The sequence below is a fragment of the Verrucosispora sp. ts21 genome (genome assembly GCF_002879555.1).
Classification (GTDB): Bacteria; Actinomycetota; Actinomycetes; order Mycobacteriales; family Micromonosporaceae; genus Micromonospora; species Micromonospora gifhornensis.
Genome location: NZ_PNOZ01000016.1, coordinates 20,831 through 44,085, shown reverse-complemented (window position 1 = coordinate 44,085; position 23,255 = coordinate 20,831). Strand labels below are relative to the sequence as shown.

Below are 23,255 nucleotides of genomic sequence, written 5' to 3'. Positions count from 1 at the left end.
CCAGACGCAAGGTGGGCGGCGATGGACGAGCACCAGAAGCGTGCAATACCCGCGGCCAGGCACCGCACGCACAGCCGACCGGGTCGCCCTCACGCGATCCTGATTCGGCTCTCAGACGACGAAAAGCGGCTCCTAGAGGTCGCCGCAGAGTCGGCTGGGTTAACCCCGACCGGCTACGCCGCGAAGATGGCTGTCGAGGCCGCAACAGGGCAAGAATCGAACGCCGCCAGCGGGGACCTTCGCGAGCTGCAACGCGAGCTGTTTGCCGCTCGACGGGCAGTCAACATGTTCGGAAGCAACGTCAACCAGGTCGCTGCTGCCTGGCATTCGACGGGCGAGTTGCCTGAGTGGGCGGCTGAGGCGGTCCGGCTGTGCGCGCGGGCTGTTGACCGGCTCGACCAGTTGACCGCGCGGATCCACCGGCGATTGCGATGATCTCGCGGGTCCATCCCCGAGGGCGCCGGGTCGCCGGGCTGCTTCGGTACCTGTATGGGCCGGGGCGGCGTGAGGAGCATCGGAATCCGCGCTTGGTGGCGGCGTGGGACGGCGCCGGGGACCTCCAATCTCTGGAGCCCCGCCGCACCGCTGCGGGTAAGCGGGACTTTCGTCGGCTGGTCACGTTGCTCGAAGAGCCCGTCCGGCGCATCGAGCGTCCGCCGAAGCGGTACGTGTGGCACACCTCGATGCGACTGGCGCCCGAAGACCGCGACCGCACCTTCTCCGATGAAGCGTGGGGGCACATGGCCCGTGAGATGCTGCGCGAGGTCGGCGTGGCGACGCCGGCTGACGACGACGGACTGCGGTGGGTGGTGGTTCGCCACGGCGACGATCACGTGCACATCGTGGCGACGCTGGTACGCGAAGACGGCCGCATCAGCTGGCTGAGGAACGACTACCCGCGCACCGTGGCGGCGACCTACGACGTGGCCCGCCGGTACGGGTTGCGTCGTGCGGTCGCTCCGGCGGACCGTACCGCGCATCGCCGGCCGAGCGCGGCGGAGTTGAACAAGTCCGCCCGGCGTGGCCGGCGTGAGACACCGCGCGACGAGCTGCGGCGGCGGGTCCGGACGGCGGTGGCGGGTGCCGCAACGGAGACCGAGTTCTTCGACCGTCTGCGTGGTGCGGGGCTTCTTCTTCGCCTGCGTCACAGCACGACGGCGTCCGGCCAGGTCACCGGGTATGCCGTCGCGCTGCCTGCGGACCTCACTGCGGACGGCATGCCGGTGTACTACGGCGGCGGCAAGCTGGCGGCGGACCTGGCCCTGCCGAAACTGCGCCGACGGTGGGCAAGCCCGGCATCGACTGACGTGCCGCCGGTCGGCCGGGCCGAACGTACAGCGGCGCTCGCCGACGCGGCACGAGTGACGCGGGCGGCGGCCGACGAGATCCGGCAGGCGGCATACGCCGATCCGGCACGGGCTCAGGCGGCAGCGTTGGCCGCCTCTGACCTGCTCACCGCGCTGGCGTACGCGGTCGAGGGCGATCGGCGGGGCAACCTGACCCTGGTGGCCGAGACGTTCGACCGGGCGGCCCGGGACATCCGGGGCCGGGTGGTACGGCACACCGGTCGGTCGTACGAGCTGCGGGCGATGTCGCGTCTCGTCGCCCTGATGGGGCGCGTATCGGGCGACGACGACATGCTCGCCGCGCTGGCCCTGATGATGGATTTCGCCCGCCTGGCGGATGCCATGGAGCATCTCCGCGACGCTCAACGCCGCCTCCACCAGGCACAAGCCGCTCGATCGGCCACCGTCGCGCTCCGGGAACTCGCCGATAGGCCAGGCATGCCAGCGGGATCAAGCCTTACGCCCACGCCGGCCACCGGCCCGAGCATGGCTACCACCCGCCGCACCGACGTGAGCAGGTGACCCGCCGGGCTGACTACCGCGAACGCAGCGGTAACGCATGAATGTGCCTGGTAACGCCGCCGCTCACGCCACCACCAACGCCTCCTGCTGAGACTCAGCATACCGCCGCTGTGCAGCGGCGGCGGAGCACGGGAGGTGCGGTGCAACCACAGCAGCACGACGATCCGGTAATCGATGTACGTCATCAACTCATCCAAGGGCTCAGCGTGCTGGCGACGCTGGGAGAGGCCGGAGCACGGATGGGAGCAGTCGGCATCCAGCGACGCGCGGCGGAGGCCGAACAGGCCGCCGCCCGCGACCGCGCGACCAATGCCGTTCAGCGTCAGGCGCAGCGCCAGGCCGAAAGGCTGGCGGCGGCCGTGATGGAGGAACGCGAGCGGCTTGCCCGTTCGTTGGATGGATCCTGGCTGACCGAGAAGGCGAGCTTCGTCGAAGCCGCGACGGTATGGCGTACCGCCGCAGCCCACGCTGCCGGCGGCGATCCGGTTGCCGTTGAAGCAGTCCGCCTCGCGCAGGACCGGATCCGCCAGATCCACCCCCCGTTCATGGCCACCTACGACCGGCTACGCGCGACCGGGAAGACCATGGAAGAAGCCATGCGGTCCGCCGCCTACGACGTGTGGGAAACCGAGGCGAAGGCGACGCAGCCCCACCCCGCGGCACGCCCACATGGCACTCGCGAGCGGGAGACCCTGCGTGCAGGCGCGAACGGGCGGGCGTTACCTCCGAGTGGCGCGCGTCTCGACGAGCTTGACGCGGCGGTGCGTGCCGAGGCGGTGAAGCTGGCCGAACACGTCAGCCCCGAGGCGCTGGACCGGCTGCAACGTGCCTACCGGTCCGGCGGCAAAACTCCGGCTGCCGACGCCGCTGGACTCCTCCGCCATTACGCGCGAGACGCGGCGGCAGAGGGCCTGCTTCCTGACGCCGTCGCCGAGGCCACGCGGCGACAACTCGATGCCTACGCGTCCCGGCAGCGCGCCGAAGCCACTACGGCATCCGGAACGGCGGACCTTCCCCGGACCGACCCCGACGAGCACACCGAAGGCCAGGAGAGTGCGGCCGTAGCGAGCGGACGATCCGCGCACGACCAGGCCGGAGCGGAGGCGCAGCGCGCGAGATGGGGCCGCACCTTCGCACCCCTGACCGTCGGCGTACCCACCACGTTGGCGAACAAGCAGCCCGCCAACGCTGCCGCCGCGACCCCGAGGAGGAGCCGATGACCGACACGACGACCCCGGCTACCGCCAACGGCAGCGAAGACTTCCGGCTCATGACACTCGCCGCCCAGGTCGCGCAACTGACCGAGCTGGTGCGCGAGCAGCAGCAGATCAACAAGGAGCGGACCGCTGACGGCGACACCGCAGGGCAGCAGCCTGTGTACGCCACCGTCGAGGAATGGGTCCGGGACTACCTCCTGCCGACCTTCGCCCGCCCCGTCGGCGAGGTCGGCATGATCCGCTGGCACTGGTGCGAACAGTGGTGGCGCCACGACGAGGCCGTCACCCGACTGACCGCACTCTGGTACGGGTGGGAACACGCGCGACTGGAAATGACCGGAATGCTCGGCTGGCTGCGCGAACTGGACCACCACCTGCCGCTACTGTGCGGCGAGGACGGACCCTTCCGCGACTGCGCCGTCGGATCGGGTCTGCACGGCGTCGCCCGACACCAGATGCCCACCATCGCCCCAGTACAGACAGCTCCCTCCAACTGGTGGGACTGGTGGGACTGATCACCAGTCGAGCAGCATGAGCCACGGCGTCGTGAAGCACCTCAGACCGGTCCGTCGTGGCGTGACCGTACGAGCGAGACTTATGATCCGCAAGAAAGTACCTAGTCCGGGATGTTCCAGGCGCTCACTTCGATCGTGGTCGCTCCGTCGTTCGCCACCCCGACCACCTCGACCAGGACCATCCGCCAGTCGTCACCGGCGGCCTTCGCCGCGCGGTAGTTGGTCGTGACGCAGAGCACGCTGCCCTTGCGGGCCGGAATGCGGGCGTTCTGCGCGATGAGTGCCAAGCGGATCTGCGTGGCGCACTCCTGCGGGGTCATGCCGGGTCGCCCGGCCTCGCTCCCCTCCACTCCGTCCATGAGCCGGAACGCCGTGGGTTCGTTGCCGCATCCGGCGATGAACCTCAGTTCGGTACCGGCCGACTCGTTCCTGGCGCGCGGTTCGTCCAGGTCGGCGTACATGGAGCTGCTGCACGTCGCTTTCAGTACCAGCGACTGCTTCTGGTACTTGGGCTGATAGAGGGTCTGTTCGGTCAACTCCGGCACTTCGTCGGGGGACCGCGGCGGCGGGTCACCGGCCGGGACTCCGCTGGTGGCCGGGGCGTCGGTGGCGACTGGGGGTGCGCCGGGATCGGTCGGCGGCGAGGCGGACGACACTCTACCCGGACCGGCGAGCGCGATCGCCTTCGCGTCCTTGGCCTGGTCGATGGCGCGCCAGGCGAACAGGGCCGAGCCGCCGGCGAGCACCAGGGCCAGCACCGCGACGACCAACGCCACCAAAGCGAACCGGCCGCCGGAGGCGGGTCGGCTGGGCGGCGCGACGCCGCGCCCGGCCGGCGGCGGAGCGGGCGGGGTGGCTGCCGGGCCTGGTGGAGGGTTGTTGCCGGGCGACTGGCTCACGGGGTACCTCCAGGCTTGGGTCGACTGTGGAAGACCGCCGGAGATTTATGCCAGAGATTGCCGCGGCCGGCTATCACATAGGCGACAGCTGATCAGACGGGGCGGCGCATCGGCCCGGCCGATGATAGAAATCGACACCTTGTCCGGCACCACACCACAGGAGCGACGTGGCGACGCGTGACAATGCCCCATCGGCGGACACCGACGGCGACAACACCGGCGGACGGCCGGGACGCGGCCGACAGGTCGTGCTGGCGCTGACGGCGCTCGGCGTCCTGATCGGCGGGGTCGCCCTGGCCCGCGACTACTTCGACGTGACCTGGCCCGGCGCGGGGCAGGAGCGGACCGAGGCCGGCCTGCCGTCCGCGCCGCCGCCTGGACCGGGACCGACCGCACCGGCCACTGGAGCGAGCGCCAGCGACAGCACCCCGCCCGCCCCGTCGGGCGTTCCCCTCGACACGCTCCCGGTGCGCGAGGGCGGCGCGAACCTGGTGCCGCTGCCCCGGGCCCTGGCCGACCAGCCCGGCTACGACCGCCCGGTCAGCGTCTCCTGCCCCCACAACACCAGCGCGGACAAGCACCGGGAGGTTGTCTATCCGCTGCTGCGCCGCTACCTCGACCTCACCACCACGGTGCGTCCCTGGTCCCCCGACGACCCGCAGGCGAAGGCGTACGTCACGGTGTTCGTCAACGTCACCCAGGCTGACGGGACGATTCAGCGCCTCAACCGCGCCGTCGGCGGAGGCGACCCGCGCAGTGCCACGCCACTCACGGCGGTCATCGAGGGCGCCGACGAGTTGGTGTTGCGGGTGCAGTGCGACTCGCCGACTGGCATCGTGGTGCTCACCGGCTCCCGGCTTGTCTCGGGCTGACGCCACGACCGCTCGCCCCGGCCACCGACACGGCACGGGCCGCCGGTCACCCCGGCTGCCCGTTCGGGGGATCGACCAGACGCCGACGGGGCGACCAGTCACGTGGGTCTTGACCGCTGCCCTGCGTTGGCCCTTGATCAGCTCGGATCAGCGCAGGTTCTAACAACCACCTTGTGTGCGTCCGATGCGGTCCCGGCGTCCGAAAGGACGTTCGCCTGCTGTGGCGCGCGCATCAGTCCGGTGCGTTGTCCCGACCATCCGAAGTGTCGGAAAGGCCAGGATCGCCGCACTTGGTGACCGGTGGATTGGATGCATCGGTGGGGGGCGGCCAAGGGCAGCTTGTTCGAGCGCGGTGCCGGCGTCGTGGAGGGACCTGTCGACGTGTTCGGCCATCGCGATGGCAACGGTGTCGAGGCCGACTCCGAGCCGTTCGGTGACTCTGGTTGCCAGCTCGGTTGCCTGCGCACCGTTGACTGCGTCGAACAGTAGGGGCACGACCGCTCGGACCGCAGCGCATCGGCCGGCGACGTCCTCAAGGAGCCGTGGGTGTCGGGTGGTGAGCTTGGTGAGGCGGTGGTCGATCACGGCTTGTACGAGCGGGTACGCCCGACCCTGTACTGCGTTCCGTACCGCCGCGCGGCCACCATCGGATCCCAGGAGGTCGGCGGGGTCGCCTCCGGCGAGTTCGGCGGCGAGCAGTGGGCCGGGGGGAACGGCGTTGCGTAGCACTGACCACGCGCGTTCGGTGGCCGTGTGCCCGGCGGGGTCGTCGTCGTAAGCGACGACGATGCCGTTCCCGGCGCCGGGCATGCTGCACAGGATCGTGGCTTGGGCGTGGGTGAGCGTGGTGCCGCAGGAGGCGACACCGATGGCTCCGCTGCGGCCGTGGGACGTGTGGGACAGCCAGATGGCGATGGCGTCGATGGGGCCCTCGACCACGACGGGGCGCCAGCCTGCCTGTAACCGGTCCTGCTGTTCGGCGACACCGAACAGCACCGTGCCCTTGCGGTAGAGGGCGGTTTCGGGAGTGTTCAGGTACTTCGGGACGGCCGGGCCGGCGACGGGGGCGGCCCGGCCGATGAACCCGAGCGGGTGTCCTGCTGGGTCGCGGATGGGAAACATCAGGCGGTCGCGGAAGCGGTCGATGAGTCGTTGGTTGCGGGTTCGCACCGATAGTCCTGCCGTGACGAGTTCCTGATCCGTGAAGCCCTCGGCCCGCAGTTGGTGGGTGAGCGCGGTCCAGGCGCGCGGCGCGTAGCCGACGAGCCACCGCGCCGGACCGTCGTCGCTGTCGTGTCGAGCGAGTGTGGCGAGACCTCGGTTTCTCAGGTAGCCGCGTACGCCGCGGGCGTGCTCTCCGCCGAGCTGTTCGCGGTAGAAGGCCACGGCGGCGCGGTTCGCTGCGCGCAGTCGTCGGGGATCCGGCGGTGCTGGCTGGTCGGGGGTCGGAGTCGGGTGGGCGATGGCCATCGCGACCTCCTCGCGCCAGGTGGTCGATCAGGGGTGGCCGGCGTGGGTCTTGGCCTGTGCGGATGTCTTCATCGCTTCGGTGGAGGCCGCTACCGCTTGCGTCAGCCGGGCGGCGAGGGGGCCTTCAAACCAGGGCTGGAGGGTGATCAGCGCTGCCCGCATGCCGGTGGCCAGCAGTAAGGCGGTGCCTTTGGGCAGGGCGCGTACGTGCGCGGCGTCGAGGATGCGTTGCCGCCGGGTGCTCGTCTGCCACGAGTCGTGCCCGGCGCTGCCCCGGGTTCGGGACGCCACCGCGACGTCGTGGTCACCGACGAGCCGCGACAGGTCTTCGGCGAACCGCGCGTCGTCGATGCCCGCACCGACTAGCTTGCAGGTGGCGGCGCTCCACAGGGCGTCCATGCCGCGTTCGCCCCAGACTCGGGTGCCTTGCCGGTAGGACTGCAAGATCGTGATGGCGACGACGCCCCGACTTCCGAGGTGCGAGTACTGGTCCGGTAGGTCGCGGATCTTGCAGATGTTGGCGGCTTCGTCGAGGCAGGCGATGAGTGGTGGGTCGAGCCGGCCGCCGGCTACCTCGGCTGCTTGCACTGCGGCGCGCAGGATCTGGTCGGTCAGGCCGGCCACCAGCGGTGCGGCGTTGCCGGCGCCGTCTTTGGACAGCAGGTAGACGGTGTCGGAGGTGCGTGCGAATCCGGCGATGTCGAGCGCCGGTATGGGTCGTGTTGGTGGGGTGACCCACGCCATGATCGCGGGGTTGGCCAGGCAGGCGGCGGCGGTGCGGGCGGTTTCGTAGATGCCCTCGCGCGTCTCGGGGGCGCCGGCTTGGCGGCCGGTGAGGGCTCGGGCGGAGGCGAGGTATCCGGCGTCGTGCAGGATTCCGGCGGGGACGCGGCTGGTGGAGTCGGACAGCCAGCGTTGCACGTCGAGCAGCGTCCCGCCGCTGGTGGCGGCGGCGAGGATCAGGGAGGTCAGCAGGTCCAGGGCGCCCATGGACCAGAAGTCGTCGCCTTGGTGTTCGTTGCGGATCTGCTGGATGAAGTGGTCGGCGAGCCGGTGGGCGCTTTCCACGTCGCGGACGACCGTGAGGGGGTTCCACCACCATTCCTGGGCGACGTGGGCGATCTGCTGTGGGTCGAAGACCCACACGCGGCCGTGTTCGGCGCGCAGGGCGGCTGTTGTGGCCCACAGGTCTGATTTGTTGCTGGTGGCGATGGCCGCTCCGGGGGCGTGGAGTACCGCGGGCACCGCGAGCGCGGTCGTCTTCGCGGCGCGGGGCGCCATCACCGCGAGGACGACGTCTTCCCACGAGGCGTAGAGGGCGGGGGGCCGTCCGGTTCGGCGGCGCAGCGTGCCGAGGGCTACGCCGGCCGATTCGGGGTCGATGTGCTTGCCCGCCTCGTGGGCGAGGCTGGGCCGCAGGCGTCGGGCCTTGCTGGTAACGGCTGGCAGCGTCAGCGCCTCGACGTCGCGGGGCGTTGCCAGCGACCGCAGCGGGTCGTCGGCGGAGGGACGTCGGGCGAGCCACCACAGCCAGCCACCGAGGGTGGGGAGTAGGACTACCGCCAGGGTGAGCCCGTAGACGGCCGTGATCAGTGGTGGCGGCACGTCCGGCCACAGCGCGGCCCAGTCGCCCCGCAGCAGCCCTTGCACGAAAGCGCCACCGAACGGCGGCCCGGTGTCCCACGGCCGTCCGGTGAGCACGGCGGCGATCCGTCCGGACAGCCAGGCCAGCCACACCATTCCGATTGCCGCCCAGGCGATTCCTAGCAGGACGTACGGGGTCAACGGGCCACCGGCGTTGCCGCGTGGTTCGACGGGCCGGGTACTCATGGCCGGTCCTCGCGCACGGCGGCGTCGGTGTCGTAGAGGCGCCATTCGTCGCCGACCAGGGTTAGTGACACCGGAAGTCCGGGGCGTTCTCCCGTCTTGACGAGGTATCGGCCCCGGCCGGGGTGGACGCTGCCGGGAATCCAGGCTTCGGGGGCGGCCCAACTGGCGACCAGTTCCCGTTCCGGGCCGGACAGTCGCACGACCTCGTTGACGCGGGCCAGTTCCCGGGGCGGTAGCCCGGCCAGGATCTTGATTGCGGAGCGTTCGATGAAGCCTTGGGCTTTGCTGCGGTCCTCCGTGGTGGGTAGCGCGTCGAGGTCGGCGAGTGAGTGCGTCACCATGACGCTGGCCATGCCGCGTTGCCGGTTCAGGCGGGTCAACGCGTCGGCGTGCTCGACGAGTCCGGACGCGCCGCGCAATGCCCGCCAGAGTTCGTCCATGACGGCGAGGAACTGTCGCCGGGGGGCGAGGCCCTTGTCCGCGAGGACGGCGGCGGCGTCGACCACCCCGAACGCGTACGCCCAGACCGAGAGCATGGCGGCGCTGACGAGTTGGTCACCGGCGGCGGCGACGTGGCTGATGTCGACGGAGACAGCGGGTGCGTCCAGGTCAATGGGCGTGCTCGTCGGGGCGTCGAACACGCCGCGCAGCGATCCCTCCAGCAGCAGGGCGAGGGTGGGGATGAGTTCGTCGACCCGGCGTCGGTACTCGCCCTCGGTGCGGGCGCGGGCGGCAGCGCGCAGCTCGTCGCTGCCGTCTTCGATGAGCTTCAGCACGTCGGGCACGGTCGGGTCGTGGTCGAGGCGTTCGGCGAGAACGTCGATGGCTCTGCCGAGGACGACTTCCTCGGGATTGGTGATCGGTCGCCCGCGGACCAGGGCACACAGGGCGAGCAGCAGCGCCATCCGCCGGCCACGAATTTCGAGCCGGAGTTGCCGTTGTTCGAGGCCGCTCATCCGGGTGAGCGCGGCACCGAGTGGTCCCGAGTCCAACGGGTTCAGTCGGTCCAGGCCCCGGCCGATGGTGATGACCTGGCCGCCCAGGTGTTCCACGAGGGGGGTGTAGTCAGGTTTGGTGTCGCCCAGGATCAGGGCGTGGGTGCCGCAGGCGACCATGCCGGTGATCAGGCGTTTCACGATGGTGCTCTTGCCGGCGCCGGGCTGGCCCAGGACGAACATTCCGGGGTTGGTGATTAGTCCGGCGCGCAGCCACTCCAGCGGGTCGAGGCAGACGACCTCGCCCCACAGCTGGTGCCGGCCGATCGGGACACCCAGCGTCGGTGCGCCGCTGCCGGCAACGTAGGGGTAGAGGCCGCAGAGCTGCACGGTGGTGCCCTGGTACTCCATTCCTGGATGGACGTGGCTGGCGCGGCCGGCGCCCGGGGCGCGTACGCCCCAGGCGGGGGCGAGCCCAGCGGCGTCCCCGACGGCGGTACGGATGCGTGACATCGCAGCGTGCTCCTTCAGACGAGCGGTGGAATCAGCGCGGACAGGGGATCGCCCGCCCCGCCGCGACGGCCGCGACGAGGGCGAGTAGGCGCGACGGTCAGCGGGGCCAGTGACGGGCGAGTTGCGGCGGGCAGATGCCGCACGGCAACGTCGCGGCGAAGCCGGCGGATTGACTGGCCCGTAGCCGCCGGAGTCGGATCTTGGCGGTGTCGGCTCGGCTTTCGATGTCGGCGACGGCGCGGCCGAGCTGCTCGTTGTCCAGGACGGTGACGGTGGTGAAGAGGCTAAAGAAGCCCACGCCGGAGCCGGTGGCCTCTTCACGGGCCGCGCGCAACGCCCGCTCCCGGTCGGCCAGGTCGCGTGCCGACTCGTCGCGGCGCTGGGAGCGGTGGTATGCCTGCCGGAACTGGGCGGCGTTGACCTCGGCTTCGACGATGCGCGCGGCTTCCCCGGCGGGCAGCGGACGGTAGAAGATGGTGACCCGCTTGGGATGCGGGCCGGGCGCGAGCAGCCTCGCCAGCACGTCGGCGTGTACCTGCTGGCGCGGTGCCTCGTGCAGGGCCCAGGACACGGAGACTCCCGAGTCGTGCACGTACCGGTCGAGGTGTTCTTCGGCCATGACAGGTCCGGCGGTTTCCCAGTCCAGCCAGCGACTCATGTCGACGCCCTGCTGGCTGGACAGGCGGGAGACCTCGCCGCGGATCGCGGGGTCGAAAGCGACGCGGACGGTGGCCGCGAGGTGGGCGGCGGTGGCGCGGCCGAGCACCGTGACGCCGCAGCCGCCGAGCGAGTCTTGGAGCCCTGGTAGCGCCCGGCTGATCTCGTCCAACGCCTCGTCAACGGTGCGTGGCTTCGCGGGCGACGCGGCGGGGTTGAACGTGATGGAGAGCCTGGTTTCCACGTCGGCCGCAGCGGCGGGGGAGACCTCCACGAGACGCTGGAGAACGCGACGTGCGCTGGCCGGGGCGTTGGGCGCGATCCGCCGGCTGACGTAGTCGGTCAGCCGGGACCCCGGGTCGGGCGCGGTGTCCACCGTGACCGCCACCCACCGTACAACCGGCAGGTAACCGAGGTTCGCCATCCAGGAGCCCCAGTTCGCGACCCACGTGGCGGTCGTGTCGGGGTCCGCGAGCCAGGTGGACGTCGCCGCACAGCGCAGGGTCACGGTCATCGTGCCGAGCCGCCGGTTGTAGACGACACCGAAGTCACCGCCGTGCTCGTCGGCCACATCGAGCAGGACGGTGGGGGCGAGCAGGCCCGGCAGTTGCCAGGCGTGCTCGCCCGCGACCATCACCCCGGAGCGGTACGAGGTGTAGCCCCGGGTGGTGCCGATCGCCCAGCGCACCCGTTGGGCGATGCCGGCCGACAGCGGCATGCCGTCCCACCGCAGCACGATGAGACCGATGGTGATCAGGCATGGTGCCGCGACGACGGCGAGGATCCGGAGCCCGACGGACCCGGAGATGATCAGGACGGTGATCGCGGCGAGCACGACCCCGGTCTGCATCGGACCGAGCCCGAGCAACCCCATGCCCCGAGACCGGCGCCACCCGCCGTAGGTACGCACGTGCGGCTGGTCGGAGGCCATCTCAGCGTCCTTCCTGCATCGTCGCGCTGGTGGTGTTCGCCGCGGACTTAGCGGCCTGCGTGCCCGCCTGCGCCGCTGCCACTCCGGCGATGACGATCGGCGCTGCCGGACCCGTTGCGGCTCCCGCCGCTGCTGCGCCGCCCGACGCTGCGGTTGTTCCGGCCGGGACGGTCGTCGCCGCGTTGCTGGCGGCGGTGGCGGTGCTGGCGTGCCCGTTGATCACGGTCGGGCCGGGTGAAGGGGGAGGAGACGGCGGGGCGGGCGCCGCGCCGCTCGGGCCGTTACCACCCGATTGGGGAAGGGCGGTGTCGATGTAGCGGGCATGGTCGGACGCGCTGCTGCCACCGACCGCCCGCAGCGACGACGCCGCGTGCAGGCCCGCCGCCACACCGGCGCCGAGCATCCCGATGCTGTTGCCACCGCCGGAGCTGAGCGTGCCGGTGAACAGCTGGAAGAACTTGGCCATGGCCGGCAGAGCGATGATCGACAGCAGCAGCATCGCCAGGCCCATGATGAAGTCGCGGCCGTTGCCGCCCATCATCGTGAACGAGGTGGCGTACACCGTTGCCGCCGCAGCCTTGTACGTCGCGAGCGTCAGTGCCCACGACAGCACCTTGGGCAGCCACGACGAGGTTCCCTGGGTGATCTTGCCGGCCGCCGCGAGTTGCAGGAGGCCGGCGAGAACGACGACGGAACCCTCGCGGAAGACCATCAGGACCGTTTGCAGCAGGGTCGCCAGCAGCACCACCATGCCCACGACGAGCGTGATGAACGGGGCGGTCGCCGCCGCAGGTAGCAGCACCGCGGCCATCGCGGCGCTCATCGCCTCGTTCGGTGGTTGCGCCGAGTCCTTCAGCACCGCCTCGTTCAGCAGCCAATGGGCGTAGCTGTCGCCGGCCTTGAGGACCATGTGGGTGCCGGCGATACCGACGGCACCCCACAGGCCAGCCGTCCAGATACCGCGAACGGCCTGGAGCAGCGGCTCACCCTTGCGCGTGATGGTCATCGTGATCCCCTGCCACACCAGACCGGCCACCAACACCAGGACCGTGATCGGAAACAGGTAGCCACGGAGCTGCTGCGCCGGTCCGGCGGCGGTGTTGCACTGGGCGACCCAGTCGCCGGGAGCAGTACCCGCCGGGCAGAGGTTGGTGCTGGGCACCAGCAGCCACGACGCCAGGACTGTCACCATCCACGTGACAGCCTCCTCGACCGCCCCGGCGAGCCCGCTCACGACCTGGTCGACCATGGAGTCGCGGATCTGTCCCGGAGCGGTGACGACGGCGGCGCCCCCGGCGATCACACCTGGGCAGGTAATCGGCATGAACGGGTTACACATCGCTGACTCACCTGCCGCCCGGGAACACCGTGAACCCGCTGGCGTCGGTGACCAGCCACACGCTGGCGTCGAAGCTGCCACCCGCCGGGGCGATCAGCGCCCAGTCCGACCCGGTCCAGCTCATCTGGACCGCAGACGCGGCCAGAACGCGCCGATCGCTGTCGGTGACCGACTCCGTCAGCAGCTCCACCGACGCCTCACCCGGCGTGTACGCCGTGATCCGGTAGCCGCGCAGCGCCGTGTGTAGTTCCCCGACCGGCCCGCCGTAGCCGGCCTGTTCCTGGCCGCGCAGGTCGTCGTACTCCTGCGACACCCGCGCCCGCATCGCCGCAACGTCCGGCCCGACGACCTGTGCGGCTAGCGTCGGGTTGAAGATGTCCGCGCCGACCTGCGGTGCGACCCGCAGCACGATGTGCACGGCCGCGAGGACCGCGCCGCCGCGGTCGTGGGAGAAGCCACGGGCTAGGCCGGCTGAGGTGTCGGACGGGCCGCCCTGGGTCGAGGCCGGCACGGCGACCCCCGCAACATCAACCCAGCGCAGGTCGTCCGGTAGATCGTTCTCGGCGCTGCTGCTGCCGGTCCGGGGTTGCGACGACTGCGGAGCGGGGGACGCCGGGGGTGCCGGGGTGGGCCGTGCGCGGGAGATGAAGACGACCCCGGCGGCGGCGAGCAGCAGCGTCGCGGTGACGGCACCAACAGCGGTCAGCCGTCGGGCTGTGGTGCGCCGGGTACGGGCGATCACGTCGTCGGTCACGGCTCACATCACCGCCCCAACGATCAGCGCGGCGACGGCGCCGAGGGTGAGGCCACCGAGCACCCACGGAATCCCGGCCGCGCCGTCGGCCGCGAAGGAACTGCGGTTGCGCCGGCCAACGGTCATCATGATCCCGCAGGCCAGCAGGCCGCCGACGCCGCCGACGATCAGGATCCACTTCATCCAGCCGATGAACAGGTTTCCCAGCTCGCCGAGGCCGTCGGGCGCCACGGGGGCGGGGTTCGGGATGGCCGGGTCCGGGGTGGGTGCCGCGACGACGATGTCGGCGGCCAAAGCGAGGTAGTGAGCGAGCACGTCGTCCTCCGAGTCAGTGGTGACGACGCGCGGTGTGCGCGTCTGCCAATGACGCTGATCTCGCGGCGCTGACGGGCAGTTGCCGTCGCAGTTGGCGGCGGCGTTACCGCCACTGCCTGCACGGTTGGCAGCGGTAACGCCACCGGTGGCCGGCGAGCGTCGGGGCATGTATGCGCGAACAGGACACCGAACACGGGCAGCGGCGCTGACGCTCACCCTCGTGTCGCTCGTCGCCGGCTGCGGCCGACAGCCAGCCGAACACCCCGACGACAACCCGGGCACCCAGACCCTGCCCGCACCCATCCGCCCCGCCGTGCCGGTTGCGCCGCCCACGGCCGCCGGATTCGACTACGCCGATCCCGGCCGGGTGTGCCGCGCGTTCGTGGCCGCGTTGTTCAGCGCGGACACCAACCGCGACCCGGGACCAGGCGCGGCCTACCAGCGGGCCACCGCGTTCATGGACGGTGCGCTCGCCGCGCAGAGCCCGGCAGCGCAGCGAGACGGTCGATGGGCAACCTGGGTCGCGCACCACGCCCGGCTGACCGTCGAGCAGACGGAGCACGCCGACATCCACCGGCCCCCGGACAGCAGCGTCGAGGCATACCGCGCCCAGCGGGCCACGGTCACGCCGGTCGGCATCGACGGCTGGCGCGGGTGGACCGAGCACAGCACGGTGTACTGCACGCTGCGTCGTACCGACGCGGGCTGGCGGGTGGCGCACTACGACCTGGTCCCGGCGAGGCCGTGATGTCCGCCAAGACCCGCAGCCTCCTGGTCCTCGCCGTCACCACCTTCGTGCTCGTCCCGCTGGCCCTGGTCGCCGTCACCGCGGTCGTGACGTCGTCGACCCCGGCGTACGCCTGCACCAGCGGCCCTGCCACACCCTCAGCCAGCCCATCCGGGGCGACGCCGGCAGCCACCTCCACACCGCCGGCATGGCCGGCGGAAGGGTCGTGGGACAGCGCGCAGGTCGGCAACGCCGCCGTCATCGTCGACGTCGGCGCGCAGCTCAACGTCCCCAGCTTCGGCTGGGTGATCGCCGTGGCCACCGCGATGCAGGAGTCGTCGCTGCGGAACCTGCCCGGCGGTGACCGCGACTCCCTCGGGCTGTTCCAGCAGCGGCCCAGCCAGGGATGGGGAAGCCCGGAGCAGATTCTCGACCCCCGCTACGCGGCGACGAAGTTCTACGAGAAGCTCGTGCGCGTTCCCGGCTGGCAGGGCATGTCGTTGACCGCCGCCGCGCAGGCCGTGCAGATCTCCGCCTTCCCCGACGCGTACGCCAAGTGGCAATCCGACGCGCAGCGCCTCGTGGCCCTGATCACCGCCCGGCTCGGGATCACCTGCACCGTCGGCGCCAGCGGCCCGTGGCAGCTCCCGCTGCCGAAGGGCAGCTACGCGTTCGTCTCGCCGTACGGAATGCGGTGGGGCCGGATGCACCGTGGTGTCGACCTCGCCGCGCCCACCGGCACCCCGATCCTCGCCGCCGCCGCCGGCACCGTCACAAGCGCCGAATGCACAAGCCCCTACTGCGACCGGCCTGGAAGTCGGAACACACCCGGTTGTGGGCTGACGGTGGAGATCGACCACGGCGGCGGCGTGGGCACCACCTACTGCCACGCCAGCTCCCTCAATGTCCGGGCCGGTGACCGTGTCACCGCTGGCCAGCAGATCGGGCGGGTCGGATCGACCGGCCACTCCAGTGGCCCTCACCTGCATTTCCAGGTGCACCAGCCGGCTCCGCCCATCTCGAACGCCACGACCATCGACCCGGTCCCGTACATGCGTGGCGTTGGTGTGGATCTGCAAGGAACAGGCTGAATCGCAGGCTTTGTGGTGCTTCCCGGTGTCCGGTCGGCCCCCGAGCGCTTCCAGGCCAGCACCTGACCGGGCGATCTCCCACTTCCCCCTCTTCTCCGCACGGCCGGCACCGGTGGTCGAGCGACGTGCTGAAACCCAAGGAGTTTGGCGATGGACGAGCGCACGGCAGCCATAGCGCTGCGGGCGATGGCCCCGCGCCTGATGGGCGCACCGACCGACACGCTCGCGGCAGCGGCGGCATCCGCCTGGAACGCCCACCGCGACGGCACCATCATGCAGGTTCCGGCCATGCGCGCGGTCGTCGACGTGGCCTGGCGGCCGGGCCACCGCGCGGGCGTGCAGCGTGGACAGCAGGTAACCGGCGCTTTCCTGGCCACCGCGATCCTGCGCCGTGCCGAACCGGCCCAGCCGGGGATGACCGGGTTCCACCGCCTTGTCGCCAACTGGCTGCACGCAGCCCGGGTGGAGCCGCAGAGCCTGCGCGATTATCTGACCCGCGCGGGTTGGCAGCAGACCGCGACGAAGCCGGGGGGCGACGTCTTCGCCCGCGAGGCGCGGCACCACGGCAGCCCGCACCGGCCCGAGATCACCGTGCCGCAAGCTCGGCGCGAGGACCACGAGCTGGTGGTGCTCACCGCCGCCACCCTTCTCGCCGGGCTGGAGCAGCGCGAGGTCGCTCAGGTACTCGAAGACCTCGCCCCTACCCAACCGGCTCGCGCGCCGATGAGCCCGCAGGCGCTCGACCTGCTCCGCATGGCGTATCAGGTGACCAAGGAAGCCACCCTCGCCGCCCCCACCGTGCTAGACCAGGGGCCGCACCACAACGACTACCGGGTAGCGCTCGGGGACTGGACCGACGACACCGAGGCCGGCCGCCTCGCAGCGGCCGTCCGGGTGGGATACGTCCACGGCTTCCGCGACGGGCACAGCGACGCGAGCTGGTCGGTGGCGGGCCGGATGCTCACCGCAGTCGACAACCTGGTTCCCGAGCACATCCAGCGTGCTGTCCTCATCGACGGTCGCAGCGGATTCGACTGGTTGCGCGCCGCCGAGGTGGACGCGCGGTGGGCGGCGGAAGCAGACATGCTCGGCCGCGTCTCCAACCCCGGGTACCACAGCCCGCCCGGTGCGGCCCCGCTCATCTCCTTCCCGGCAGCCGCGCCCAGCACCTTCCATGCCGCCGCAGCCACCACACATCGCGCCCCCGCAGCCCGGTTGGCTTTCGGCCCGCTGCGCGTCGATCCGGCAGGGCAGAACCCCACGTCCACCTCCGGGCATCTGCCCGATGCGCCACACCGGCTACCGCCCACCCCGCGGAACGTCCGATGACCAGCCCGTCGAACCACCGAGAAAACCCGGCGACGGATTTGACGGACGGCCCCGACGCCGCGCCACACTATGAGTACGCAGCGGAGGAGCCCAAGGATGCTGAACCTGTACGGAGCCCAGGCCAAGGAGCACTGGACGCAGACCTGGCCGGACCGGGTTCGGGAGATGGAGGACCCGGAGGCGTTCTTCGCCCGACTGGGCCAGGACATCGAGGCGGCGATCGAGACGACGACGCGGACGCTCGCGGGCCCGGCCCCGGCCGGGGAGGGCTACCTGAGCAGGCTCCAGCGGCTCAACACCGCCCGCCACGAGGCGGAGAGCCACGTGATGCGGCGAATGGTCTACCTGGAACCCGACGAGACGCAGTAGACCCGGACCGCCTCCGATTCCGGCCGAACGGGCAGCGTGACCTTGCGCCGTCGGGGGAACGCGAACGGGTCGAGGCCAACCTCGCCGCCGTCCGGATCCTGCGTGCCCTGCGGGCCGAGCAGCGGCCCGCGACGGCGGCCGAGCAGGCACAGCTCGCCCGGTGGTCCGGGTGGGGCGCCACCCCGCAGCTCTTCGACGAGCGGGACAAGTACGCGCACCGGTTCGCCGACGAGCGCGCCGAGCTGCGCGAGCTGCTCGGCGACGACGGCTACCAGGCGGCCAGGACCACGACGCTCAACGCCCACTACACCGACGCGGCCTACGTCGCCGCGATGTGGGATGCCCTGCGCGCCCTCGGCCTGACCAGCGGCAGGGTCCTCGAACCCGGCTGTGGCAGCGGCAACATGATCGGCCTGGCACCTGAGGGCATGCAGATGGTCGGGGTGGAACTGGACCCGACCACCGCGGCGATCGCTCAGGCGTTGTACCCGGACGCCCGGATCCTCGCCGAGTCGTTCGCCGACACCCGCATCAGCGAAGGCGCCTTCGACGCCGCGATCGGAAACGTCCCCTTCGGCAGCCACAAGCCCCACGACCCGCAGTACAACCCGGACCGCCGGCACTCCATCCACAACCACTTCCTGCTCAAGTCACTGCACCTGGTACGGCCCGGTGGCATCGTCGCCCTGATCACCTCCCGCTACACGATGGATGGCACCGACGACGCCCACCAGCAGGCCCGCGCACAGATGGCGGACCTGGCTGACCTCGTCGGCGCCGTCCGGCTACCCGCCACTGCGCACGCCGTGGCGGCCGGCACCGAGGTCGTCACCGACCTACTGATCCTGCGCCGCCGCTCGCCCGAGGCCACCCCCACGCCTGCCACCTGGCTGACCGCCCGTGTGACCGAGTGGCCCGGCGCCCGCGAGGGAATCGCGCCGGCCAGCATCCCGGTCAACGAGTACTTCCTCGCCCACCCCGACCTGGTGCTGGGAGAAACCCTCGTCGACAGCAGCCGGCACGGGCCCGCGCTCACCGTCCGGGGCATCGGGTCGACCGGTCCGGCACTCGTCGAGGCGCTGCGTCACATCACCACCGACGCACGCAGCCGCGGTCTCGTCGCCACCCCCGCTGCCCCGGCTGTCGAGGACCAGCCCGACGTGGTGTTCCACAGCGACCTCCAACAGCAGGAAGGGCTTTTCCAGGATCTCGGCGACGGACGATTCACCCAGATCCGCAACGGCCGCCCGGCCCGCCACGACCCACCCAAGACCCAGATCGCGGAACTGCGGTCGCTGATCCGACTACGCGAAACCGTGGTCGCACTGCTCGACGAAGAGGCCGCGCATCGCGAGGACACCCCCACGATGGCCAGGCTGCGCGCCGACCTTAACCGCTACTACGACACCTACGTCGCCGGCGGTGAGGACTCCATGCTCGCCCGCGAACTGATCGACGACGCCATCACCCGCAACCGGGTTCGACCCGAAGTCCTGCACGCCGACCGGGGCTCGTCGATGACCTCGAAACCCGTCGCCGAACTCCTCGCCGACCTCGACGTCACCCGCTCCTACTCCCGACCACGGGTATCGAACGACAACCCGTACTCCGAAGCGCAGTTCAAGACGTTGAAATACTGCCCCGCGTTCCCCGACCGGTTCACCTCACTCGAACACGCCCGCGAGTTCTGCACCGAGTTCTTCACCTACTACAACCACGAACACCGCCACAACGGGATCGGCCTGCACACCCCCGCCTCAGTGCACTACGACACCGCCGCCGACGTGCACGACCAACGGCAGGCCACCCTCGACACCGCCTGGCACACCCACCCCGACCGGTTCACCCGCCGCCCCCGACCCCCAGCCCTACCGACCACCGTGTGGATCAACAAACCAGCAGCTCAACCCGCAAATCTACAGAACACCTAACCACGAAAACGTCTCACTTGACTTGACAGGTTCCGAGACGGCTCGTGGCGGTCAGTGATTCGGATATCTCGGCGGCGCTCTCGGCCTACCTGGAGTGCTATCCGGACGAAGCGGCGTCACTGTCCGAGCTGGCTAGGCTCCTGGCTCAAGGAACGGGTTTCGCCTCACGACGCAACTTCTCGGTGCACGTAACTGTCGGTGCGCTTTTGGTGCGCGGCGGGGACGTGCTTCTTGTCGATCACCGCGCCTACGGAATCCTCTTGCAGCCTGGTGGACATGTCGAGCCGACTGATTCCGCACTGATCGGTGCGGCCGTGCGGGAGTTGGTGGAGGAGACTGGTGTTGATCCCAGCGGTCTCGTACTAGCCTCTCAGATTCCGGTGTATGTCGAGTACGGGAGGGTTCCGGCGCGGCCGGCGAAGGACGAGCCGGAGCACTTCCATCTTGACCTAGGTTATTCGTTCGTGACAACGCAGGCGGACGTGGGGTGCATCCAGGAGTCGGAGGTGCGAGCCGCAGCCTGGTATCCGCTTTCTGTGGCAGAGCGGCTTGTCGGACATCGCATCGCGCGGGCGGTAACGGTGCCAGCGTGAGGCCTTTGCGCGGGGCCTAGGAGGCGTGTTTCGGGTCGAGCCATGTACCGGCTGCCTGTGTGGACAGGTCCGTTTCACCGTGACAACTGCGCGGGCGCGGTGTTGAAGGACACGCAACGACAAATGACGCGTACTGCTGGTCAGCAGCCACAGCACGTGTACACCTGGCCAAGTGACGGTGCATGAGTCACGGCGACGGCATGAGGTGTATCGACGGCGCACGCGCCTTCTCCGCATACGTGGGCTGCGGGCCAGCAGCCGTTGCCCGCCAACTGCAGGTCCTGGGTGGCGCTGTCGCCGACGATCAGGCAGATTTGCCGCCCGTGTAGGGATCGTCCGACTTCCGTTGCGAACCGGGGATCAGCTTTGCTTACCCCGATCTCACCTGAGATCAGAACCTGCTCGAAAAGCCGTTCCAGCCCGGTTGCTGCGATCTTCATGCGCTGATGGGCGGGCAGCCCGTTGGTCGCAACCCATAGCTGATGCTCGCGCCCGAGCCGCTCCAATCCGGACTCAACGCCCGGCAATAACCGGAGGGCGCGACGACGGAGGGCTCGAAAGGTACGGGCCACCTCAACCGCCTGCCCCGGATCACCTCGCAGCGATTCGATGATCGTTTCCCATACCCGGAGTTCGTGGGTGTGCAGCGAATCCGCGACTGCCGTAGGAAGTCCAGAGCCGGTCGTCGGCAGCCATAGGGCGTCCCACCCACTGACGGAGGTAAGTGGGCCGTGGTGGCGATGGGGGTGACGTGACCATGACTTGCGGATGTGTGACATCGCCTTATCTACTGCCGTGGAGTCGGCAGGCAGGTCTATTGAGCCAAGCGCCTCGGCCAAGGATTCTCGGCTGGCGCGAGTGTCGTCAATGAGCGTGTCATCAAGGTCCAGAACGAGCACATTCATGGCCGGGCTCCCGGGGAGTGTTATCGACTAGTTGTGCCTCGATGGCTGAATCGGTAGTCTTTCACCAATCCACCTTGTTGGTGACCTGGCCTCCAGGTGCCTCCACGCATTAACAAACCAAGTCAGGAGCCTCATGAAAGTAGACATCGTGCATCCGGGGTACCTGCCTGTGCAGCCTTCTGATCTGGAAAACAAGGGCCTGGGGGGCAATGAGACCGCACTCGTTCTTGCTGCTCGCGGACTCGCCGCTAGGGGGCATGAGGTCCGGGTTTTCGCCGACTGTCCCCGAGTTGAGGACCAGGGCGTTAACTGGCACCCCCTGCCAGGCTTGCAGGAAGGCGAATACCGGGATGTGGTGATTTTTTGGGTGCGCACGAAGAGAGTTGAACCCAGAAGGTTTAACGCGCCTGTCAGGGTGGCGAAGCTTGGGTTGAAAACACCGAACGACAGCCTTCTCGATCAGGTCCTGAACGATGAAATCAACGTCCTGATCGCGTTCTCTGATTTTCAGCGACGCCTTTACCTGGACAACTTTGGCTATCCTGAAGCGGCGAACTGGGTCGTCACCGCTGACGGGTTAGACATATCGCACTATGCCCGGAGGTTGCCGAAGGTGCCGGGGAGGTTTTTGCACGCCGCGAACCCGAAGCGAGGGCTGGAGCCGCTGCTCGACATGTGGCCGACCATTCGTGGGGTGTACCCGGGCGCGGAGTTGTTCGTCGCGTCGAGCCACCTGCTGCGAGGGATCACCGCAGACGAGGATGAGCGGCGCGCGGGAGACCTGTACCGGCGCGCGGCTGCGATGTCGGCGGACGGCGTGCGCTTCCTGGGGCGGGTCGCGAAGCCTGACCTGATCGAGTTGCAGCTGACCGCGCAGTTTTACCTGTATCCGACCACGTACCCGGAGACCTGTTGCATCGCGGCGTTGGAGGCCGCAGCTGCGGGTGATGTGATCGTGTGTTCGCCGGCGGGTGCGCTGCCGGACCGGGTGGTGGATGGGGTGACGGGTTTCCTGATCGAGGGGGACCCGGCGGACGCTGCGGTGGCCTGGCGTTTTGCCGACCGGGTCGCGCTGCTGCGCGAGGATCCTTCGCGCCTGGAGAGGATGGCGCAGGCGGCTCGGGATCTTGCTGCGACTCACGACTATGCGCATGTGTTGCCCATCTGGGAGGAGGCGTTCGCGCGGACCATGAAGTCCGCGCGAACGCGGCCGGCCGAGTCTTGAGGGCCGAGGTCAGGCGTAGGGGTTGGCGCTGCTGTAGAGCATCTCTACGCGCTCGTGCTGGGCGGTGAACTCTGCGCGCCGTCGGTCGCGCTGTTTCCACAGGATCGCTAGCCATCGCAGGGCGCAGGTGCGTTGGTTCGCGGCGAACTGGTGTCGGTTGGTGTCGGTGACGCCGAGGTCGGGCAGCAGCTGCGTCCAGATGCTGTCTGGGACCGCGCGGCCGGAGATGTGCTCGATGAGGTCGGCGGCGTCGAAGGCTACAGTGCTGAACCCGGCGTACTCGAAGTCGACGCAGGCCGCAGTGCCGTCGTTGGTCATCATCCAGTTGAGCAGGTTCGCATCACCGCGGGACAGTACCGGTGCGGCTGGCGCCGTGACCAGGTCCGCGTCTCCGCTGCTCTGCCAGACCGCCAGCAGGCGCTGCATGGCGGGGGTGAGGGGGTCGTCGGGCTGGCCGGCCAGCAGCTCCGGCCAAGCCTGCGTCAGTCGGATCATGTAGTGCTCGCCTGTGTCGATCCGGGGAAGTTCGGCCAGTAGACCGGTCAGGGGCACGGCCTGCAGCTGCGTGGTGGTGTGCGCAAGGGCGCGCAGGGCGGAAAGCTGGTCCTCGGCCTCGATCAGCGGCTGGCCGTGGAGCCGGGTCATGCCGATCGCGGGCTCGACCGGTGTCTCGTCGAGCCACAGCGGGGCGGGGACGGTGCCGAGGCCGTGCGGGGCGAGCAAGGTCAGGGCCGCCCATTCCCTCTGCACGCGCTGCCGGTCGGTCTTGACGTACAGCTTGATTACCGCGTCGTCGCTGTGCGGGGATGTCCACAGGTAGAGGTCGTTTTGCATGCCTCCCGTGAGGGGGCGCAGACCCATCGCCGACAGCGCGGCGTCGCGATCGTCGTCGGCACCGGCGCGCACGCGGCGGAGCTCGGCGAGCAGGTCGGCGGGAAGGTCGATGAGCGGCACAGGCATGGGATCTTCG

At 70.0% G+C, this 23,255-nt stretch carries 23 protein-coding genes; 12 read left to right on the top strand and 11 right to left on the bottom strand.

Annotated features, from left to right (window positions below):
* The first annotated feature begins 21 nt into the window (after window positions 1-21).
* The 4 genes from C1A38_RS09460 (at window position 22) to C1A38_RS09445 (ending at window position 3,600) form a co-directional block, all read left to right on the top strand.
* Window positions 22-435 (top strand): plasmid mobilization protein, encoded by a 414-nt coding sequence (locus C1A38_RS09460; RefSeq protein ID WP_102657459.1) that lies wholly within the window; start codon window positions 22-24, stop codon window positions 433-435.
* A 185-nt stretch (window positions 436-620) separates the two neighbouring features.
* Window positions 621-1,868, top strand: coding sequence for a relaxase/mobilization nuclease domain-containing protein (locus C1A38_RS09455; protein ID WP_146017500.1), 1,248 nt, complete (start codon window positions 621-623; stop codon window positions 1,866-1,868).
* Window positions 1,869-2,008: 140 nt separating this feature from the next.
* Window positions 2,009-3,088, top strand: a complete 1,080-nt coding sequence (locus C1A38_RS09450; RefSeq protein WP_146017499.1) for a hypothetical protein — start codon at window positions 2,009-2,011, stop codon at window positions 3,086-3,088.
* Complete coding sequence (locus C1A38_RS09445) at window positions 3,085-3,600, top strand: DUF4913 domain-containing protein (RefSeq protein ID WP_102657456.1); 516 nt, start codon at window positions 3,085-3,087, stop codon at window positions 3,598-3,600. Before C1A38_RS09450 ends, C1A38_RS09445 begins: the two co-directional genes overlap by 4 nt.
* A 101-nt stretch (window positions 3,601-3,701) precedes the next feature.
* On the opposite strand, the gene C1A38_RS09440 is transcribed toward C1A38_RS09445, so the two are convergent.
* Window positions 3,702-4,499 carry a hypothetical protein gene (locus tag C1A38_RS09440; RefSeq protein ID WP_146017498.1) on the bottom strand — a complete coding sequence of 266 codons (798 nt, stop codon included), beginning with the start codon at window positions 4,497-4,499 and terminating at the stop codon, window positions 3,702-3,704.
* 167 nt (window positions 4,500-4,666) lie between these two features.
* On the opposite strand from C1A38_RS09440, the gene C1A38_RS09435 reads away from it, so the two are divergent.
* The gene (locus C1A38_RS09435; RefSeq protein ID WP_102657454.1) at window positions 4,667-5,371 is read left to right on the top strand and encodes a hypothetical protein; all 705 of its coding nucleotides are present in this window, start codon (window positions 4,667-4,669) and stop codon (window positions 5,369-5,371) included.
* A gap of 159 nt (window positions 5,372-5,530) precedes the next feature.
* On the opposite strand, the gene C1A38_RS09430 is transcribed toward C1A38_RS09435, so the two are convergent.
* The 7 genes from C1A38_RS09430 to C1A38_RS31725 form a co-directional block, all read right to left on the bottom strand.
* A complete protein-coding gene (locus tag C1A38_RS09430; RefSeq protein ID WP_102657453.1) occupies window positions 5,531-6,841 on the bottom strand; it encodes a toprim domain-containing protein in 1,311 nt (436 codons plus the stop codon).
* A gap of 27 nt (window positions 6,842-6,868) precedes the next feature.
* On the bottom strand, window positions 6,869-8,671 hold the full coding sequence (locus C1A38_RS09425) for a type IV secretory system conjugative DNA transfer family protein (protein WP_102657452.1): 1,803 nt from the start codon (window positions 8,669-8,671) through the stop codon (window positions 6,869-6,871).
* Window positions 8,668-10,119 carry a TraG/VirB4 family ATPase gene (locus C1A38_RS09420; RefSeq protein ID WP_102657451.1) on the bottom strand — a complete coding sequence of 484 codons (1,452 nt, stop codon included), beginning with the start codon at window positions 10,117-10,119 and terminating at the stop codon, window positions 8,668-8,670. The genes C1A38_RS09425 and C1A38_RS09420 overlap by 4 nt, the downstream gene beginning before the upstream one ends.
* Before the next feature lie 97 nt (window positions 10,120-10,216).
* A complete protein-coding gene (locus C1A38_RS09415; protein WP_102657450.1) occupies window positions 10,217-11,707 on the bottom strand; it encodes an SCO6880 family protein in 1,491 nt (496 codons plus the stop codon).
* A gap of 1 nt (window position 11,708) precedes the next feature.
* Window positions 11,709-12,743: a hypothetical protein gene (locus C1A38_RS09410; RefSeq protein ID WP_146017497.1), complete on the bottom strand. Its 1,035-nt coding sequence runs from the start codon at window positions 12,741-12,743 to the stop codon at window positions 11,709-11,711.
* 310 nt (window positions 12,744-13,053) lie between these two features.
* Complete coding sequence (locus C1A38_RS09405; protein ID WP_102657448.1) at window positions 13,054-13,800, bottom strand: DUF8175 domain-containg protein; 747 nt, start codon at window positions 13,798-13,800, stop codon at window positions 13,054-13,056.
* A 3-nt stretch (window positions 13,801-13,803) separates the two neighbouring features.
* Complete coding sequence (locus C1A38_RS31725; RefSeq protein WP_233196733.1) at window positions 13,804-14,331, bottom strand: hypothetical protein; 528 nt, start codon at window positions 14,329-14,331, stop codon at window positions 13,804-13,806.
* Between the two features lie 4 nt (window positions 14,332-14,335).
* Between C1A38_RS31725 and C1A38_RS09395 the strand changes: the two genes are divergently transcribed.
* The 4 genes from C1A38_RS09395 (at window position 14,336) to C1A38_RS09380 (ending at window position 17,631) form a co-directional block, all read left to right on the top strand.
* Entirely contained in the window at window positions 14,336-14,863 is a 528-nt protein-coding gene (locus tag C1A38_RS09395; RefSeq protein WP_102657447.1) for a hypothetical protein, read from the top strand.
* Window positions 14,863-15,933: a M23 family metallopeptidase gene (locus C1A38_RS09390; RefSeq protein ID WP_102657446.1), complete on the top strand. Its 1,071-nt coding sequence runs from the start codon at window positions 14,863-14,865 to the stop codon at window positions 15,931-15,933. The genes C1A38_RS09395 and C1A38_RS09390 overlap by 1 nt, the downstream gene beginning before the upstream one ends.
* Window positions 15,934-16,083: 150 nt before the next feature.
* Entirely contained in the window at window positions 16,084-17,262 is a 1,179-nt protein-coding gene (locus C1A38_RS09385) for a hypothetical protein (protein ID WP_102657445.1), read from the top strand.
* Between the two features lie 96 nt (window positions 17,263-17,358).
* Window positions 17,359-17,631, top strand: a complete 273-nt coding sequence (locus C1A38_RS09380; protein ID WP_102657498.1) for a hypothetical protein — start codon at window positions 17,359-17,361, stop codon at window positions 17,629-17,631.
* Here the strand turns inward: C1A38_RS09380 and C1A38_RS09375 are convergent.
* On the bottom strand, window positions 17,604-17,936 hold the full coding sequence (locus tag C1A38_RS09375; RefSeq protein ID WP_102657444.1) for a hypothetical protein: 333 nt from the start codon (window positions 17,934-17,936) through the stop codon (window positions 17,604-17,606). The two genes, C1A38_RS09380 and C1A38_RS09375, sit on opposite strands and share 28 nt — an antisense overlap.
* Window positions 17,937-17,963: 27 nt before the next feature.
* Between C1A38_RS09375 and C1A38_RS32575 the strand changes: the two genes are divergently transcribed.
* Together C1A38_RS32575 and C1A38_RS09365 are read left to right on the top strand one after the other, a co-directional pair.
* Window positions 17,964-19,562 (top strand): integrase core domain-containing protein, encoded by a 1,599-nt coding sequence (locus tag C1A38_RS32575; RefSeq protein ID WP_102657443.1) that lies wholly within the window; start codon window positions 17,964-17,966, stop codon window positions 19,560-19,562.
* Between the two features lie 44 nt (window positions 19,563-19,606).
* Complete coding sequence (locus C1A38_RS09365; protein WP_102657442.1) at window positions 19,607-20,155, top strand: NUDIX hydrolase; 549 nt, start codon at window positions 19,607-19,609, stop codon at window positions 20,153-20,155.
* Between the two features lie 140 nt (window positions 20,156-20,295).
* Here C1A38_RS09365 and C1A38_RS09360 read toward each other — a convergent pair whose 3' ends face one another.
* On the bottom strand, window positions 20,296-21,060 hold the full coding sequence (locus C1A38_RS09360) for an HAD family hydrolase (protein WP_102657441.1): 765 nt from the start codon (window positions 21,058-21,060) through the stop codon (window positions 20,296-20,298).
* 133 nt (window positions 21,061-21,193) lie between these two features.
* Here C1A38_RS09360 and C1A38_RS09355 point away from each other — a divergent pair, with 133 nt between their 5' ends.
* Window positions 21,194-22,285 (top strand): glycosyltransferase family 4 protein, encoded by a 1,092-nt coding sequence (locus tag C1A38_RS09355; protein ID WP_102657440.1) that lies wholly within the window; start codon window positions 21,194-21,196, stop codon window positions 22,283-22,285.
* A 9-nt stretch (window positions 22,286-22,294) separates the two neighbouring features.
* Here the strand turns inward: C1A38_RS09355 and C1A38_RS09350 are convergent, their stop codons facing one another.
* A complete protein-coding gene (locus C1A38_RS09350; RefSeq protein ID WP_233196732.1) occupies window positions 22,295-23,239 on the bottom strand; it encodes a phosphotransferase family protein in 945 nt (314 codons plus the stop codon).
* Window positions 23,240-23,255 lie beyond the last annotated feature (16 nt).